At 47.1% G+C, this 15,592-nt stretch carries 13 protein-coding genes and 1 tRNA gene; 5 read left to right on the forward strand and 9 right to left on the reverse strand.

Annotated elements, in window-relative coordinates:
• The first annotated feature begins 11 nt into the window (after nt 1–11).
• Both SPIGRAPES_RS05770 and SPIGRAPES_RS05775 read left to right on the forward strand, forming a co-directional pair.
• Nucleotides 12–362: an encapsulin-associated ferritin-like protein gene (locus SPIGRAPES_RS05770; RefSeq protein WP_014269831.1), complete on the forward strand. Its 351-nt coding sequence runs from the start codon at nt 12–14 to the stop codon at nt 360–362.
• A gap of 16 nt (nt 363–378) precedes the next feature.
• Nucleotides 379–1,167: a family 1 encapsulin nanocompartment shell protein gene (locus tag SPIGRAPES_RS05775; protein WP_014269832.1), complete on the forward strand. Its 789-nt coding sequence runs from the start codon at nt 379–381 to the stop codon at nt 1,165–1,167.
• Between the two features lie 47 nt (nt 1,168–1,214).
• Here the strand turns inward: SPIGRAPES_RS05775 and SPIGRAPES_RS05780 are convergent.
• Nucleotides 1,215–1,286, reverse strand: a tRNA-Gly gene (locus SPIGRAPES_RS05780).
• A 164-nt stretch (nt 1,287–1,450) separates the two neighbouring features.
• Between SPIGRAPES_RS05780 and SPIGRAPES_RS05785 the strand changes: the two genes are divergently transcribed.
• Nucleotides 1,451–2,569: an ABC transporter ATP-binding protein gene (locus SPIGRAPES_RS05785; RefSeq protein ID WP_014269833.1), complete on the forward strand. Its 1,119-nt coding sequence runs from the start codon at nt 1,451–1,453 to the stop codon at nt 2,567–2,569.
• A 204-nt stretch (nt 2,570–2,773) separates the two neighbouring features.
• Nucleotides 2,774–3,955 carry a hypothetical protein gene (locus SPIGRAPES_RS05790; protein ID WP_014269834.1) on the forward strand — a complete coding sequence of 394 codons (1,182 nt, stop codon included), beginning with the start codon at nt 2,774–2,776 and terminating at the stop codon, nt 3,953–3,955.
• Nucleotides 3,956–4,075: 120 nt separating this feature from the next.
• Here the strand turns inward: SPIGRAPES_RS05790 and SPIGRAPES_RS05795 are convergent, their stop codons facing one another.
• Nucleotides 4,076–5,380 (reverse strand): aspartate kinase, encoded by a 1,305-nt coding sequence (locus SPIGRAPES_RS05795; protein WP_014269835.1) that lies wholly within the window; start codon nt 5,378–5,380, stop codon nt 4,076–4,078.
• A gap of 209 nt (nt 5,381–5,589) precedes the next feature.
• Here SPIGRAPES_RS05795 and SPIGRAPES_RS05800 point away from each other — a divergent pair, with 209 nt between their 5' ends.
• On the forward strand, nt 5,590–6,987 hold the full coding sequence (locus tag SPIGRAPES_RS05800) for an MATE family efflux transporter (protein WP_014269836.1): 1,398 nt from the start codon (nt 5,590–5,592) through the stop codon (nt 6,985–6,987).
• Between the two features lie 44 nt (nt 6,988–7,031).
• Here the strand turns inward: SPIGRAPES_RS05800 and guaA are convergent, their stop codons facing one another.
• The 7 genes from guaA to SPIGRAPES_RS05835 form a co-directional block, all read right to left on the reverse strand.
• The gene (gene guaA, locus SPIGRAPES_RS05805) at nt 7,032–8,585 is read right to left on the reverse strand and encodes a glutamine-hydrolyzing GMP synthase (protein WP_014269837.1); all 1,554 of its coding nucleotides are present in this window, start codon (nt 8,583–8,585) and stop codon (nt 7,032–7,034) included.
• A gap of 58 nt (nt 8,586–8,643) precedes the next feature.
• The gene (locus SPIGRAPES_RS05810; protein ID WP_014269838.1) at nt 8,644–9,165 is read right to left on the reverse strand and encodes an ECF transporter S component; all 522 of its coding nucleotides are present in this window, start codon (nt 9,163–9,165) and stop codon (nt 8,644–8,646) included.
• 16 nt (nt 9,166–9,181) lie between these two features.
• Nucleotides 9,182–9,955 (reverse strand): energy-coupling factor transporter transmembrane component T family protein, encoded by a 774-nt coding sequence (locus SPIGRAPES_RS05815; RefSeq protein WP_014269839.1) that lies wholly within the window; start codon nt 9,953–9,955, stop codon nt 9,182–9,184.
• Nucleotides 9,952–11,376, reverse strand: coding sequence for an ATP-binding cassette domain-containing protein (locus SPIGRAPES_RS05820; protein WP_014269840.1), 1,425 nt, complete (start codon nt 11,374–11,376; stop codon nt 9,952–9,954). Before SPIGRAPES_RS05820 ends, SPIGRAPES_RS05815 begins: the two co-directional genes overlap by 4 nt.
• Nucleotides 11,377–11,384: 8 nt before the next feature.
• The gene (locus tag SPIGRAPES_RS05825; RefSeq protein WP_014269841.1) at nt 11,385–12,125 is read right to left on the reverse strand and encodes a lysophospholipid acyltransferase family protein; all 741 of its coding nucleotides are present in this window, start codon (nt 12,123–12,125) and stop codon (nt 11,385–11,387) included.
• A gap of 12 nt (nt 12,126–12,137) precedes the next feature.
• The gene (locus SPIGRAPES_RS05830; protein ID WP_245535469.1) at nt 12,138–13,787 is read right to left on the reverse strand and encodes an ABC transporter ATP-binding protein; all 1,650 of its coding nucleotides are present in this window, start codon (nt 13,785–13,787) and stop codon (nt 12,138–12,140) included.
• Between the two features lie 70 nt (nt 13,788–13,857).
• The gene (locus SPIGRAPES_RS05835) at nt 13,858–15,546 is read right to left on the reverse strand and encodes a DEAD/DEAH box helicase (protein ID WP_014269843.1); all 1,689 of its coding nucleotides are present in this window, start codon (nt 15,544–15,546) and stop codon (nt 13,858–13,860) included.
• Between the last annotated feature and the right edge of the window lie 46 nt (nt 15,547–15,592).

Below are 15,592 nucleotides of genomic sequence, written 5' to 3' on the forward strand. Positions count from 1 at the left end.
GGGGGAAACCTATGGCTTACGTTGAACCGTATGATGCCTTGGATGAAAAAACCAAGGATATTTCCAGGGCCATTACCAGTCTCAAAGAAGAAATCGAGGCTGTGGATTGGTACAACCAACGGGTAAACACCTGCAAGGACCAAGAGCTGAAAGAGGTTATGGCCCATAACAGGGATGAAGAAATCGAACATGCCACTATGCATCTGGAATGGCTCAGGCGCAACATGGAAGGCTGGGACAAAAACCTAAAAACCTTTTTGTTCCGTTCAGGTTCCCTGCTGGAGGCAGAGACCGACCAAAAAGCAGATACATCGCTTTCACCTTCTTTGGGTATCGGGACGTTGAAATCAGAACAGGCATAACGAGGAGGAATTTGACATGGATATGTTCAAAAGGGAATTGGCTCCTTTATCTCTGCAAGGATGGAAAGAAATAGAAAACAGGGCAAAGGAAATATTACTGACGCATCTCACCGCAAGAAAGGTCGTAAAAGTATTGGGGCCGAAAGGAATTGATTATACTGCAGTCAGCGAAGGACGCCTAAAGCTGTGCGATGATGGGGAAGTAAAGGCAGGTTTCTACATGGTCAAACCCCTTGTAGAGGCACGTGTACAGTTTTCGCTCAACCGCTGGGAAATCGACAATCTGGACAGGGGTGCAAAGGATATCGACTTCGGAGGTTTGGACAAAGCCATTGCCAATCTAGCCGAATTCGAGGAAAAGGCTCTCTTCGAGGGTTATGAGCTCGGGGGAATAAAAGGTTTGCGGCAGGCTTCCACCAATAAAACCCTTGTACTGGGAAACACGGCACAAGAAACCCTGGCAGCCTTGACCGAGGGAATAATTATTCTCAAGCAACATTTCGCCACGAGCCCCTACGCTCTCATTGTCGGTACGAAAACCTGGATTTCGCTGCACAAGGACGTTGCAGGCCTCCCTCTTATCGAAAGGGTAGAAAGACTGCTTGGGGGAAAGGTTGTCCATGCCCTGACTTTGGAAGGTGCACTACTCATTCCCTTTGACGATCCCTCGATTGAGATGACCATAGGACAGGACTTTGCCCTCGGATATGAAATGCATGACTCAAAAGAGGTACGGTTATTCGCTACCGAGTCTTTCACCTTCAGGGTTTTGGATCCAAAGAGAATCGTCCCCTACAAAGCCTAAAGAAAAGGAAACCCCCATTCCGCTTAATACGGATTGGGGGTTGATCGAGCGCCAGAAGGGAATCGAACCCTCGTCACATGCTTGGGAAGCACGAGCACTAACCATTGTGCGACTGGCGCATCTTGCAAGATAATAGCACAAGACAGCTTTATTTGTAAATAGCATTCAGAAAGCTTTTAGACAACAGTTTTTGACGGTGAAAAAGCAAAAAAGCCATATTTGGTTTGACAGCTCCTTTATGTAGGGTTACACTTACGCTCAGATAAAATAATTTGGAGGCATCATGGCCACAGTACAACTGAAAAACATTTGCAAGGTGTACGAAGGTGGAGTGAAGGCCGTCGACAATGTAAACATCGACGTTAAAGATCGGGACTTTGTAGTCTTGGTCGGTCCTTCAGGTTGTGGAAAATCCACAACTCTCCGCATGATCGCTGGTTTGGAAGACATCACCAGCGGCGAATTGTACATTGATGGGAATCTTGTAAACGACGTTCCCCCGAAAGACAGGGACATAGCAATGGTATTCCAGAACTATGCTCTGTATCCGCATATGACCGTATATGATAACATGGCATTCGGTCTGAAAATCCGCAAATTCCCCAAGGAAGAAATTGATCAGCGCGTTCGCGAAGCTGCAAAAATCCTGGAAATTGAAGAATTGCTCGACAGAAAGCCAAAAGCTCTTTCTGGTGGACAGAGACAGCGTGTAGCCGTAGGCCGTGCAATCGTCAGAAAACCAAAGGTATTCCTTTTTGACGAACCTCTCTCCAACTTGGATGCAAAGCTCCGTGTCCAGATGCGTGCAGAGATTTCCTCATTGCATAATCGTCTTAAGGCAACCATGATTTACGTCACCCATGACCAGGTTGAAGCACTTACCATGGCTACCCAGATTGTTGTCATGAAGTTTGGTGTAATCCAGCAGATTGGTGGACCTCTTCCGTTGTACAACGAGCCTAACAACAAGTTTGTTGCCGGATTCATCGGTTCCCCACCAATGAACTTCCTGGAAACCGCTGTAGAAGCAGATGGTACCGATATCTATGTCAATGAAGGTTCTTTCCGCCTCAAGGTCAATGCAGAGCAGAAAAAGTTCTTGACACCTTATGTAGGCAAGAGTGTTACCTTTGGTATTCGCCCTGAGGATGTAACTTTCAGCCATACTCCAAAAGATGGTGAGACCATTGACGGCCATGTAAGTGTTGTCGAACCCCTCGGTTCCGAGACCCATGTCTATGTTGCAACAACCAAGAGCCAGGTAATCGGAAAGATCGACCCGAATATTACTATTGCAGTCGATACCAAGATCTCCTTGATCCCGGATATTGCAAAAGCAAAATTCTTTGACCTTGAAACCGAAGCGGTAATCAATTCTTCAAAGAAAGCTGCAAAGAAATAACCAGCAGACAAGTAATTCGCCGGTCCAGAAATGGGCCGGTTTTTTTATTGCCGATTCCCTACCATAAAGGAGGAGGTCTCTATTGACTGCATAGTTTCACAGGGTTGATGATATATTTCAGAAGTCCCTTCTTCCTACATTCACCATATCGGGCATGAATTTCTTAGGTGTCATTGACCTGTAAAAGGAAAAATGGAGTAACAAATGAGAAAATCACTGATAATTCTTTTCATTTTTTCGCTTTTTATCACATCGGCACTGGTCGCCGGGCCTGTTGAAAACCTCTATACATTGATCGTTCCCCAGACTTCTAGCCGTTTGTTCTTCAATGGGGGGCTGGGAAGTCCTGTTATCAGCGACAAAATTGATGATGTAGTAGAAATCAACATGGGATTCGACCCATTTGACCTTTCCATCGCAACAGGGGTCCAGGCCACATATGTATATGGGAAGCAAACACTTGACGATTCTCTTGCAATCGATACCGTAGCTAACCTGACACTTTCAGATACCCTATCCAATCTATATTTCGAGGGGACCGGGTCATATAAAAGCTATACCCTTAACCTGCAGGAATACCTAGGGTTCTATGATTTTTCCTTACATGCTCGCCTCAATACAAACCTCTCATCAAATACAGTAACCACAGTTCTTGATTTGGATCCAAAAGGAGCAATTGGCATAGGAAGGAGTTACTCTATTACAACGCTGAAGCAAATCGAATTAATGTTCAAATACCTTGCCATTCCCCTTACTGAACAAACCATACGAACTGCAGCAGAATTCCTCTATACACGTGAAAACAGGCTTTCACGATATTCAGATGACAATCGTCTCAATTTCACTACCTATTACAGGGACCTTGCCCAGGCTTTGAATGTTCCAGATAAAGTCCTGAATCTTATATATATAGACCAATCCCAGGAATTTGCCTTCGAAAGGGCACGGTTCGACGACCTACGGTACGGATGGGAAGCCCAGCTTGCAATAGAACCAAAATTCCATCTGGAAACCGGTTCCAGTTACAGCAAAACAGATGTAATCCTAAGCGGGGAATATGCTGCCTTCTTCATGGAAAATAGGCTTCATTGCCAAGCAAACGGATCAATAGGCGTAGCCTATTCTTCACAAGGATCACAGGGGTTTTCTTTTAGGACAACATTGGGCGGTCGAGCAAGGTATCTTCCCCAGAACTATCACTGGTGGGTTGATTCTGGCATGCAAGTTGTTTTCGATACCACTGATTCTCCAAAATTCCACATGCAATTGAACGGAGAGTTGAATTATATGCTCACTCCCAATTTTGTTACCTATGCAGGACTTGAAGTATACAATACTTTCAAGGATTACATGTTGTATGCCGGTGGACGGTATCGTATCTGGTAAAAAAGTATCAGGTATACCATTTTTATACAGAATACTACATGCATTTGAGATACTAATGCTATTGCAAATGAAAGCTGCCCATCAGGCAGCTTTCCTATAAGAATGTACTGGCGAGAAATCCTAGAAAAGTGCCTTGTACAGGCTCTTCACTGCATCTTGCGCTTTTTCTGAATCGACTCCGATGAGAAGGGAGGTATCGGAAGAACCGTAGTTAAGGAAATTAAGCTTGATATTCGATTCAGCCAAGGCTGTGGCACAATTTGCAATCAGGTTGCTGTCTTCCATAACCCCATTCCCTACGACTCCAACAATGGCATGGCCTTTGTCCACTTCAATAGAATCCAAGGCGAATTCGCTTTTCAACCGGGTGCACATTGCATTGACGACACTATCGCTAGCCTGGGAGGTTTCAAAAAACCAGACAATGCTATCGACCCCAAAAAGGGAGAAGGACGGTCTGATACCAAAGATATGCAACATAGTCAGCAAGGCGTGACGGATACCTGATTTCTTAAAAAGCATCAGTTTTCTAAGCCGGACCCTACTGAATCCATTCTTTGCAGAAATTCCGACAAGAGGGTTTTCACCGATTTCCCTCGAAGGGACAATCACAGTTCCCCTGTCCAAGGGAAAATTTGTATTTTTGACATTGATAGGAATACCACAGGAGACAACAGGAGCTATGGCTTCTTCATGGAAAACCCCAGCACCTACCCCTGCGAGCTCCCTTACCTCACGGTAGGACATAGTCGCAACTACCTTGGCATCTTCAACCAAGCGTGGATCTACAGAGAAAACCCCTGAAACATCCGTCCAGTTCTCGTATATGGAGGCATTTACCGCCCTCGAAAGAATCGCACCGGTAATATCGGAACCTCCTCGACTGAAGGTTTTGACATTTCCTTCAGTGTCAGCACCATAAAAACCCGGTACAATATAATGCTGCCCTTTCTTGATTGCCAAATCAAGGTTTTTCCAAGTCGATTCATGAACCGTCCCATCATGGTTAATGACGATTGCAGGGTCAGTATCTAGGAAATTCCAACCGAAAAAGGTTGCGACCAGACGGGCTGAAAGATATTCCCCACGGCTTGCAGAATACTCTGCACCATGTCCTGCATCGATCATTTGCCTGACTTCTTCCAATACCGGGAGGAAGGGTTTTTCATCCATCCCCAAGTCTGCAAGAATATCGGTATAGCGCGAAGCCACCTTCTTGAAAAGGGAGCGGCAGGAAAGCCCTTGCTGGACCAAGGCATTACAGGCATACAGCATATCGGTGACCTTCTCGTCATCTTTGCTTCTGCGACCTGGAGCAGATACCACGACGACTTGTCTTTCAGGATCAGCATCGACAATCGACTTCACTTTCCGTATCTGCGTTGCATCCGCAACCGAGCTTCCGCCAAATTTACATACTATCATGGGGGGATACCTCACTGGGGGTTTATTGTTTTACTGTCTGGTATTGTATTGAACAGTAGGTACTTGTGCAAGAGAATGCGCATCAGACTATGTTCGCTTATCAAAAAGAGACTCTCCCAACTACCCGATAGAGGTCCAATGTTCCTTTACATATATTTTTGGTTATGCTATGACGTTACTGTCATCATGCATTGATGAAAGGAATACCTGTGCTACAGAAACAAGAAAACAAAATGGGAATTCTCCCTGTCCCCAGACTAGTCCTCTCGATGTCCATACCCATCATGATCAGCATGCTTATACAGGCTTTATATAACATTGTTGACAGCATGTTCGTAGCAAGGGTAAGCGAAGAGGCTTTGACCGCAGTATCCCTGGCCTTCCCCATCCAGAACCTGGTCATAGCTGTTGCGATAGGCACATCCATAGGAATCAACTCGCTGCTCTCGCGCAGTCTTGGAGCAAAAAATATCGAAACAGCAGAAAAGGCTGCAAACAACGGTATTGTATTGGGATTGCTCAGCTGGATCGTCTTCGCAATCCTCGGCCTGACTTTGTCCAAAAACTTCTTTGCCTTGTTTACGGACAATCCTACGCTCTTGAAGATGGGAACCCAGTACATTTCAGTTTGCCTTGTTTTCTCTTTGGGAATTTTTATCGACATTACCTGTGAACGCATCCTCCAAGCAACCGGCGATACTATCCATCCCATGATTATCCAGAGCATCGGAGCCATTTCAAACATCATACTCGACCCTATCATGATCTTTGGGTTATTTGGGTTCCCTGCCTTGGGAATATTCGGTGCTGCCATTGCAACGGTCATATCACAGCATATCTCGGCCTTGCTGGCCATCTATTATGTAAGGCGAAACACGGAAGTCCAGATACAGGCAAGATTCTTCAAGCTAGAGAAAAAAATCGTCTTAGCCATATATGCAGTCGGTATTCCCACGATCATCATGCAAGCGATAGGGACCCTTATGGTAACAAGCCTCAATAAGATCATTATAGGCTATGGCATATCGGCAGTAGCGGTCTTCGGAATCTATTTCAAGGTGCAGTCCTTTATCTTCATGCCGGTATTCGGGCTGAACTCCGGCATGATCCCTGTCATTGGGTTCAATTACGGGGCAAAGCAACCAAAGAGAATCATGGAGGCACTGAAAGTCGGAATTTCCATTTCCGTTTCAATCATGGCTATCGGGATGTTTATTTTCCTGGCCTTCCCCCATGTGCTATTGAGTTGGTTCAATGCCTCACCCGAAATGCTGGCAATCGGGATAGTTGCCTTGCCAAGGATAAGCCTCTGCTTTCTCAGTGCCGGTATCTGCATTGTGCTTGGAGCACTTTTCCAGGCAACCGGGGACGGATATATCAGTATGATTATTTCCATCACAAGACAAATGGTTTTCCTTCTTCCCTCTGCTTACTTTCTTGGTAAATTCTTTGGCCTCGATGCAATCTGGTTTTCCTTTATCATTGCAGAGTCATCATCCTTTTTTCTATCTCTATTCTTTTTCAAACAAGAATACACAAAGAAACTCAAACCGCTCTATGTAAAAAAAGACCCAGTCCTCGTTGAAACAGAGGAAACCAGGTCATAGAACCAAAAGAGAACAGCCCCACAAGGTGAGGCTGCTTTGTAATCTTATTCCCACTCAATAGTCCCCGGGGGTTTGCTCGTGATATCGTAGAGGACACGGTTTACCCCACTGACCTCATTGCAGATCCTGCTTGAAGCTCTCTGCAGAACTTCAGGGGGGAACCTGAACCAGTCAGCAGTCATTGCATCCTCGCTCGTAACAGCCCTTAGGGAACATACTTCCTCATAGGTGCGTTCATCGCCCTGGACCCCGACACTCTTGACGGGAAGCAAACAGGCCAAGGCCTGCCAGATATCGTCATAGAGGCCTGCCTTCCTGATCTCATCGATAAAAATTGCATCGACATCACGAAGGGTATCGAGACGTTCCTTGGTGATTTCCCCGACACAGCGAACGCCAAGCCCGGGACCGGGGAACGGATGACGGGTAACCATTTCCTCGGGAAGCCCCAGCTCCCTTCCGAGTTGCCTTACTTCATCCTTGAACAGTTCACGTAACGGTTCGAGAAGTTCCCATTTCAAGTCTTCAGGCAAACCACCTACGTTATGGTGGCTTTTTATCGTTGCAGAAGGCCCTCCTGAAGGGCTCTTGCTCTCGATTACATCCGGATAGAGTGTCCCCTGTGCCAGAAAAGAAATTTCACCTGCGTTCCTTGCTTCGTTGTAGAAGGTGTCGACAAACAGCTTGCCAATGATCTTGCGCTTTGCCTCAGGTTCAGAAACACCATGGAGAGCGGAAAGGAATGCCTGCTCGGCATCGGCATACTGCAATCTGATATTGTAATTGTCGCGGAACACTTTCTGGACCATCTCGGCTTCACCTTTCCGAAGCAAACCGTTATTGACAAATACGCAGACCAGCTGGTCGCCTATCGCCCGATGGATCAACACAGCGGCAACAGCAGAGTCTACGCCACCGGAAAGTCCGCAGAGAACCTGTTTGTCACCGACCTTTGAACGAATATCTTCGATCGCTGTGTTTACAAAGGAACCCATATCCCAGTCGGTGGCAGCTTTACACACAGTAAGTACAAAGTTGGAAAGGATTTGTTTCCCTTGAGCACTATGGACTACCTCTGGGTGAAACTGGACCCCATAGAACTGCTTACCTGCATTTTCTATTACTGTATAGGGACAGTTGAAGGTGCTGCCGGTGGTTTCGAACCCTGCAGGAATAGACATGACCGAATCACCATGGCTCATCCAGACCCTTGAATTCTCACTGATTCCCCTAAGTAGGACAGAATCTTTTCCAAGAAGCTGGAGATCGGCAAAACCGTATTCCCGTTTCTCGGGTCTCTGCACCGAGCCACCATTCTGCACGCTCAAGACCTGCAGGCCATAACAGATCCCCAGAATGGGAATTCCGAGGTCATAGATGGCGGCATCAGGGCGGGGAGACCCTTCTGCACTCACGCTGGCAGGGCCACCGGAAAAGATGATGCCTTTGGGTTGCATCTGTTTCAGTTCCTCGGCACTGATGGTATAGGGGACAATTTGACTGTATACGTGCAACTCTCGTACGCGCCGGGCGATGAGCTGGCTGTACTGGGCACCAAAATCAAGTACGACTACAGTGTCATGGGAGAACTTTTGCATTGAATGCTCCTGAATAATCTAGTATTACGGGGAGTATACCTGATACTCCTGAATTTATTTACCAAGCCAAGCCACGAACAGGTGGATAGGCTCTCTGTACAGCATAGGAAACCGCCAAACCCAAAACGACACCAACCCCACTCTGGGCAATGTTTCCGGGGACCTCAGCAGCCGCTACGCTGAAACCGCTGATAAAGATTCCTGAAAGTACGAAATAACCAAGCGTTACCGTTGCGACACATACGATTCCTGCAAGCAGTTTCTTGACGGCCGGAATGGCTTTATCAGATTCTTGCCTCACGATGAGAGCAACCAAAAACCCTTCGACTCCATGGACCACGAAAGAAATCGGAGCCCACTGGGCATACCCACTGATCAAATCGGCAATGGCGGTTCCAAGACCACCGGCGATGAAAGCCGTCCAGGGCCCAAAGGTAAAGGCAATAAAGCAAATAGCTACATCACAAAGATTAAGATATCCTTTTGCCGTAGGAATACGAACAATCATGGTAAAAACCACAACCACTGCGGTCAAGACCGCCACAACAGCAACTTTCAGTGCATTTTTCTTTTCTTGCAAGTTTATACCCTCAATACTACTGGATTTTACAGATATACCAGAGAATCAAGGGAATGATAACTGAAACAACAAATTGGGTAAAGGTATGCCTATACGATTCAAGGGAATGGTAACTGCTTCGTTTTTCGCTTCTGCCAAAGCCACGTTGCTCCAGGCTCATGGCAAGGTTCGGAATCGAGCGCAGGGCGACAACCAGGGCGCTGGTAAGGGTTGGTACCAAGTTTGAAAGCCTTGAGAAAATATTCTTTTTCCCTTCTCCCTCCCCTGCCTCACGCAACCGATGGGAATCGGCAATCTGTATGAAACTATCTGCGATGAAGGGTATGTAGGTAAAGGCAAGTGTTATGACCAGCGAAGCTTTATAGGGAAGCCTGTACCATCGCAAGGCAAGCATGACTTCGTTCATCCGTGTGGTGGCAAATAGCAGGGTACAGACATAGGTAATGCCTATAAAACGGCCGGCAAGCCTGGTCGCCTGCAAAAGCCCTTCCTTCGTCACAAAAACAAACGATCCGAAAGATATAAGGCTCTGGCCGGAACGCACATTGAAGGGGATGAATAAAACCATGAAAACCAGCATAGGAAGAATAGACAGGAAGGTTTTCCAGCTTTGCTCAAGCCCGGTATTTATGGTTCCCACTACGATTATCAGAAAAACCACCCCATAGAGTCCTGTCAGGGTGACTGGAAGAAAGAACCAGACACAGAACAAAACCAGCAGCAGGACCTTCGCACGTGGATCAAAACGATAGAGAAATGAATTTCCGGCAACAAACGTATTGGTTGTCATTGGCACCCCAGCTTTCCATCTGTAATGGCAAAGGTAGTACGGGAGACCAAGGATGCAAAATTCTGGTCATGGGTTATCAAGAGGATGCCGGCACCGTTACGACGTAACCGGGTAATTATCTTAAGGGCCGTAGCATAGGTAAGGGCATTATCCAGTTCATCGAGAATGTAGAAAGGTCGGTCCAGAAGGTAATAGACCGCGGCCTGGAGTGCCTTTCTCAAGGGATAACTCATTGTCGAGGGGGTATCCTCCAGTTCAAGGTCAAAAAGAATCGCACAGTCACTCACCATTTTTTCGATTTCGGCGGCAGAAAGGTTTTTCCGGCGTTTCAATGACCAGGAAAGCTCTTCGCGTACGGTTGGGAGAAATATCTGCAGGTCAGGGTTTTGAAACAGATAGCCAACTGTCCTGTTGAGGGTTTTTGCAGAGACAATTTTGCCGTCGAGTGTAAATTCCCCTTCACTGGGTACATCGAGGCCGCAGAGAAGCCTGCTGAACGTACTCTTTCCGCTTCCGTTCGGACCAACCAAGGTAGAGAGGTCTCCACTGGAAAGGGAGAAAGAGGGTACTGCAAGGGTAAAAGGTTTCTCATCGATGGAACTCACCCGTGAACGGGTAGTTTTCAGGGCGGAACAGGTAAGGGTTTGGCGTCTAGGGACTTGAATGACCTGTTCCTCGAGGGGGTTCGGCAGATCATCCCCACAGAGATGGGAAAAGGATTGAAGGATCTCCTGTTTTTCACCAAAACGTAGTTTGCCGTTCTCGATCAGGGCATATCGATCGAAAAGTCCTTCAAACTGTGAAAGATACCGGGAGGCCAGTACCAAAACCGTGTGGTTGTCTTCCTTGATTTTTTCAGCAAGGAGAGAGCGCCAACGAAGATCCAGGTCATCAAAGGATTCATCCAGTATCCAAAAGGTAGGGTTTATCACCTGTTGCACTGCAAGCAGCACCCGTTTTCTTTCCCCCCCGCTCAGTTCTTGTTCACTCGAACCTCGCATGGGAAGCAAGTCCCACTGGGCAAGGGCCTCATCGACCCTTCGCTCTATGGTTTTTCTGTCAAGGCCGAGGGATTCCAAAGGAAAGGCCAACTCATCCTCTACACTTGTAGCAATGAACTGTTCCTGTGGGTCCTGTGATACGTACCCACAATCGAGGAGCAAATCCCACGGCTCAGTAAGGGAAAGGTCTTTTCCACATATAGTGACACTTCCTTGGAGATCACCTTGGATATATTTGGGGCATACATCGCTCAAAATACGGGCAAACGTACTTTTACCCCCATCAAAAGGGGCAAGCAACAAGGTTTTACTATTTTTCGGGAAGGTACAATCAAGGTGTTCGAGAACCGGTCTGTTTGGTTTCCCTGTCCAGGAACGGTAGGTAAAACTGAGGTCCTTGACGATGGCAGTGTCATTCATTGGCGAGCCTAACTGAGTTGGAGAAGTTCGTCATGCCGCCTGGATATTTCACCATAGACAACTTGGGGAAGTGTCTCCAGTTCCTCAGGGGTAAGATTTGCGGTTGAAATCGGTTTACCGATTGACAGCCTGGCATGGACCCGTTTGAACCCATGGATAGTTTCCAAGCCATCCCGGGTTCCCTGTATGGTCAAAGGAACGATGATAGCTTTCGCACGGGTTGCAAGTTTCAGGCTTCCTGCCTTCATTTCACCGATTTGGCCTGTTTTACTCCTAGTCCCTTCGGGGAATATGAGCATCGGTTTACCTTGCTTGAGTTTCTGCACCCCTGCAAGGATTGCCTTGACGGCTGAATGGGGGCTATTCCGATCAATGAAGATGCATCCAATCGCCATGCACCAGAAATTCACAATGGGAACTTTTCTCAGTTCCGCCTTTGCAATGATACAGGCCCAAAGATTTGCAGGACCGACAAATGCGATAATGTCCAACATACTGTGATGATTGGCTACAAAACAAACATTCTTCTCGGAGGGGAGATTTTCCCTTCCGTCTACAGAAACCGACACCCCAAGCATAAACAGGCTGAACTGTGATATTCCATGCCCACAGATCCGCAGCCAGCGTTCGGCACTCTTGTCAGCCTTGAAGACCTTGAGAATTCCAGCTGGAACAAAGGCATATATCGTTGAAAGAATTAACAATGGTATTACGAACAGGTAGGCTATTGCCATTCGGATATAATGCATACACTTCCTCGATTACGAAAAATCTTGCTTGCTATAAAGTTTTGCATACTGGCCACCTTTGGCCAAAAGCTCGGTATGCGTCCCTTCCTCAATTAGTTTACCTTTATCAAGGACAAAAATACAATCAGCATTCTTTACCGTTGTGAGCCGATGCGCAATTACGATTGCGGTCCTCCCATGGGAAAGCCTGCTGAAAGCTTCGGTAATCAATTCCTCGCTTTCACTGTCGAGACTGCTTGTCGCTTCATCAAAGATAAGTATCGGAGGGTTTTTCAGAAAGACCCTTGCTATAGAAATGCGTTGCTTCTGGCCACCCGAGAGCAAAGTCCCACGCTCACCTACCTGGGTATCCAGCCCATCAGGGAGACTCCTGACGAATGAACCGAGGTTTGCGGCATCAAGGGCAGCATACATTTCGGAATCGGAAGCATCTACCTTTCCGTAGCGGAGGTTTTCCCTGATGGTGTCATCGAAAAGAAACACGTTCTGCTGCACAAAGCCAATATTCTGGTGCAAGGAGCTTTGTCGTACATCTGCCACATCCTGCCCATCGATAAGTACTTTACCAGAAGCAGCCTCGTAGAATCGGGGAATAAGTGATGCAAAGGTACTCTTTCCGGCCCCTGATTCCCCGACCAAGGCAACTGTAGAGCCTCCTTTGATCGTAAGGCAGATATCATCAAGGATTGTCTCGACAGAGCTTTCATACTGGAAGGTAACCTGGTCATAGGTAACATTTCCCTCTGTAACGACCAGGGGAACGGCATTTTTCTTGTCTGTGATGGAAGGCTGCTCATCCATTACCTGGGTAAACCGCTCGAAGGAAGCCATACCCTGTTGCAACTGTTCGGTAAAGTTAATCAAACGGTCGATAGGGGGAAGGACTACCCCGACATAGAGGATAAAGGCAACCAAATCATACGCTTGGACTTTTCCCAGGAGAATCAGCAAGGCCCCGCCAGCGATGGTGCAAAAATAGTACAGGTCTCTGAAAAGTCCGAGTATGGAGTGATAACTTCCCATGACCTTATACTGTTGCATTTTGCTATCGCGCAATACGTTGTTGACATTATCGAATTTCTTGGACTGGTACTCTTCCCTGCTGAAGGACTTGACTTCACGTATACCTTGCAGGGAATTTTCCACGGTGCTGTTCACATCAGCGACCGTTCGCCTGACTTCCCTGAAGGTCTGTTTCATTTTCAGGCCGTAATGGACCCCATAGAACACCATGATCGGCAAGGGGATCAGGGAAACCAAAGAAAGGGAGACATTATAGGAAAACATAATGATATAGGAACCGAGGATTGTCGCCAGACTGATCAACAGGTCTTCCGGTGCGTGGTGGGCTGTCTCGGTTATCTGGAACAAGTCATTGGTAATCCTGCTCATCACATGACCGGTCTTCGTCTTGTCAAAATACCCGAAGGAAAGTTTCTGCAGATGCGAGAACAATTCGCTACGCATGTCGTTTTCCATCTGGACTCCCAGGATATGTCCCCAGGTAACCCTGATATACTGGCAGACAGCCTGCAGGATATAAATGAGCAACATTACCCCGAAAATAATGAACATAGTACGGACATTACCCTCGGGAATCTCGGTTTTCAAGAGCTGCCGGGTCAGAGAAGGAAACAGGATAGAAAGAAAGGAAGAAAACACAGCTACCCCCATATCAAGGAAAAATAGTCCTTTATATGGGCGGTAGTAAGAAATAAAACGCTTGAGCATATCAGTGTTTCTTCCCAAAAAGTCTCGCAAAGAATCCTTTTTTCGGCAAAGGTTTTTCAACAGTGACAGGAGGTTTTACCGGGGAAACGGTTTTTTTCTGAACAGGTTTCTTCTGGGCAGGTTCTCTTCTGTTGGCTGCAGGGGAAGCAGGTGCAGAACCAGATTCTCCCTTGTACTGCTGCTTGTAGTATGCCAATCTTTCTTCCAAAGAAAGATTCTGGATTTCTGCATAGCTCTTGGAGCCTGTTTTACGTCTTGGTGCTGGATTCGAAGGACGGGCTGCAAGGGGCTGGCGGGGTTTGGTCGCAGCAGTCCTTGGCTCGTTGACCCTTGGCTCACTGGCAGGTTTACCGGCATATTTGCCAGCAGGACGGGCAGGACCTCTTCTGGCAGGTCCACTTGCATCCCTTCTTGGCGGGGCAGATCTCCTTGAGGGAGAAGATGTAGGGCGTCCATTTCTGCTACGACCACCTCGATCAGGGGAAGAAGCATATTCGTCGTTGCTTACCAAATCGCGGAAAGAGTATTTGGCACTCTTGTCCTCGACTACAGGCAATTCGCCTTCCGCAGGCCAAATTACAGGAATTTTCATCTGGATATAGTTTTCGATCGGTTCAAGGCCAAATACATACTCTTCATCGGCCAAGGTAATGGACTTGCCTGTTTTCCCGGCGCGGGCAGTTCGCCCTATTCGATGAACATAACTCTCGAAATCGTCGGGGATGTCATAGTTGACTACCAGCTGGAGATCGTCGATCTGGAGTCCTCTAGCAGCTACGTCAGTGGCCACAAGGAATTTGATCGTCCCATCTTTCATCTTATCGATGGTTTCCAGGCGTTTCGACTGGGGAAGGTCTCCCATCAGGTACTTTGAGGCATATCCATTGAGCGACAACCGTTTGGCAACCTCTATGCAACGTGCCTTGGTGTTTGTGAAAACCAAGCAGTTTTCTGGGTTTTCCCTATGCAGGAGCTGGAGAAGCAAACCGAATTTCTCATCCTTGGAAATATGGTACAGCTCCTGGGTAATTGCATTTACGGTTATTTCCTCGGGCTGGACCTCGACTTCTACAGGACTATTCATGAAAGACCAGGCAAGATTGCGCACCCTGGTTCCCAAAGTCGCCGAGAACAGCATGGTCTGCCTTTCTTTGGCCGGCCTCAGCAGGCTGAACATTTTCTGGACATCAGGATAAAACCCCATGTCAAAGAGCCGGTCTGCCTCATCGACAACAAAGGTATCGAACTGGCGGAAATCAATCTTATGCATCTTCTGGTAATCCAGGATTCTTCCCGGGGTACAGACAAAGATATCACACCCTTTCTCGATCAAGGCATCCTGCTTTCCATACCCGACCCCTCCATAAAAACAACCTACCGTCAGTCCCTCGATGGCTGAAGACAGTTTTGCCGTATCTTCGTCAATTTGGACAGCCAGTTCCCTGGTCGGGGCTACGATCAAAGCTTTTGGAAGGGGTTTCCCTTCTTTCTGTGCCGTCACATATTTTTGGAGGATAGAAAGAACATATACGGCAGTTTTTCCGCTACCAGTCTTTGACTGGACCATAACATCTCGGTAGGCAAGGCTAATTGGAAGGATTTTCTCCTGTACCTCGGTACAATCGCTAAATCCTGCAGCCTCGATACCTTTGAGCACCTGCTCACTTAAGGGTAATTCAGTAAATTTCATGGATACTATATATCGCCTTTATAATAATTTGCCAACACACAACAGA

The sequence above is a fragment of the Sphaerochaeta pleomorpha str. Grapes genome, assembly GCF_000236685.1.
Lineage (GTDB): Bacteria > Spirochaetota > Spirochaetia > Sphaerochaetales > Sphaerochaetaceae > Sphaerochaeta > Sphaerochaeta pleomorpha.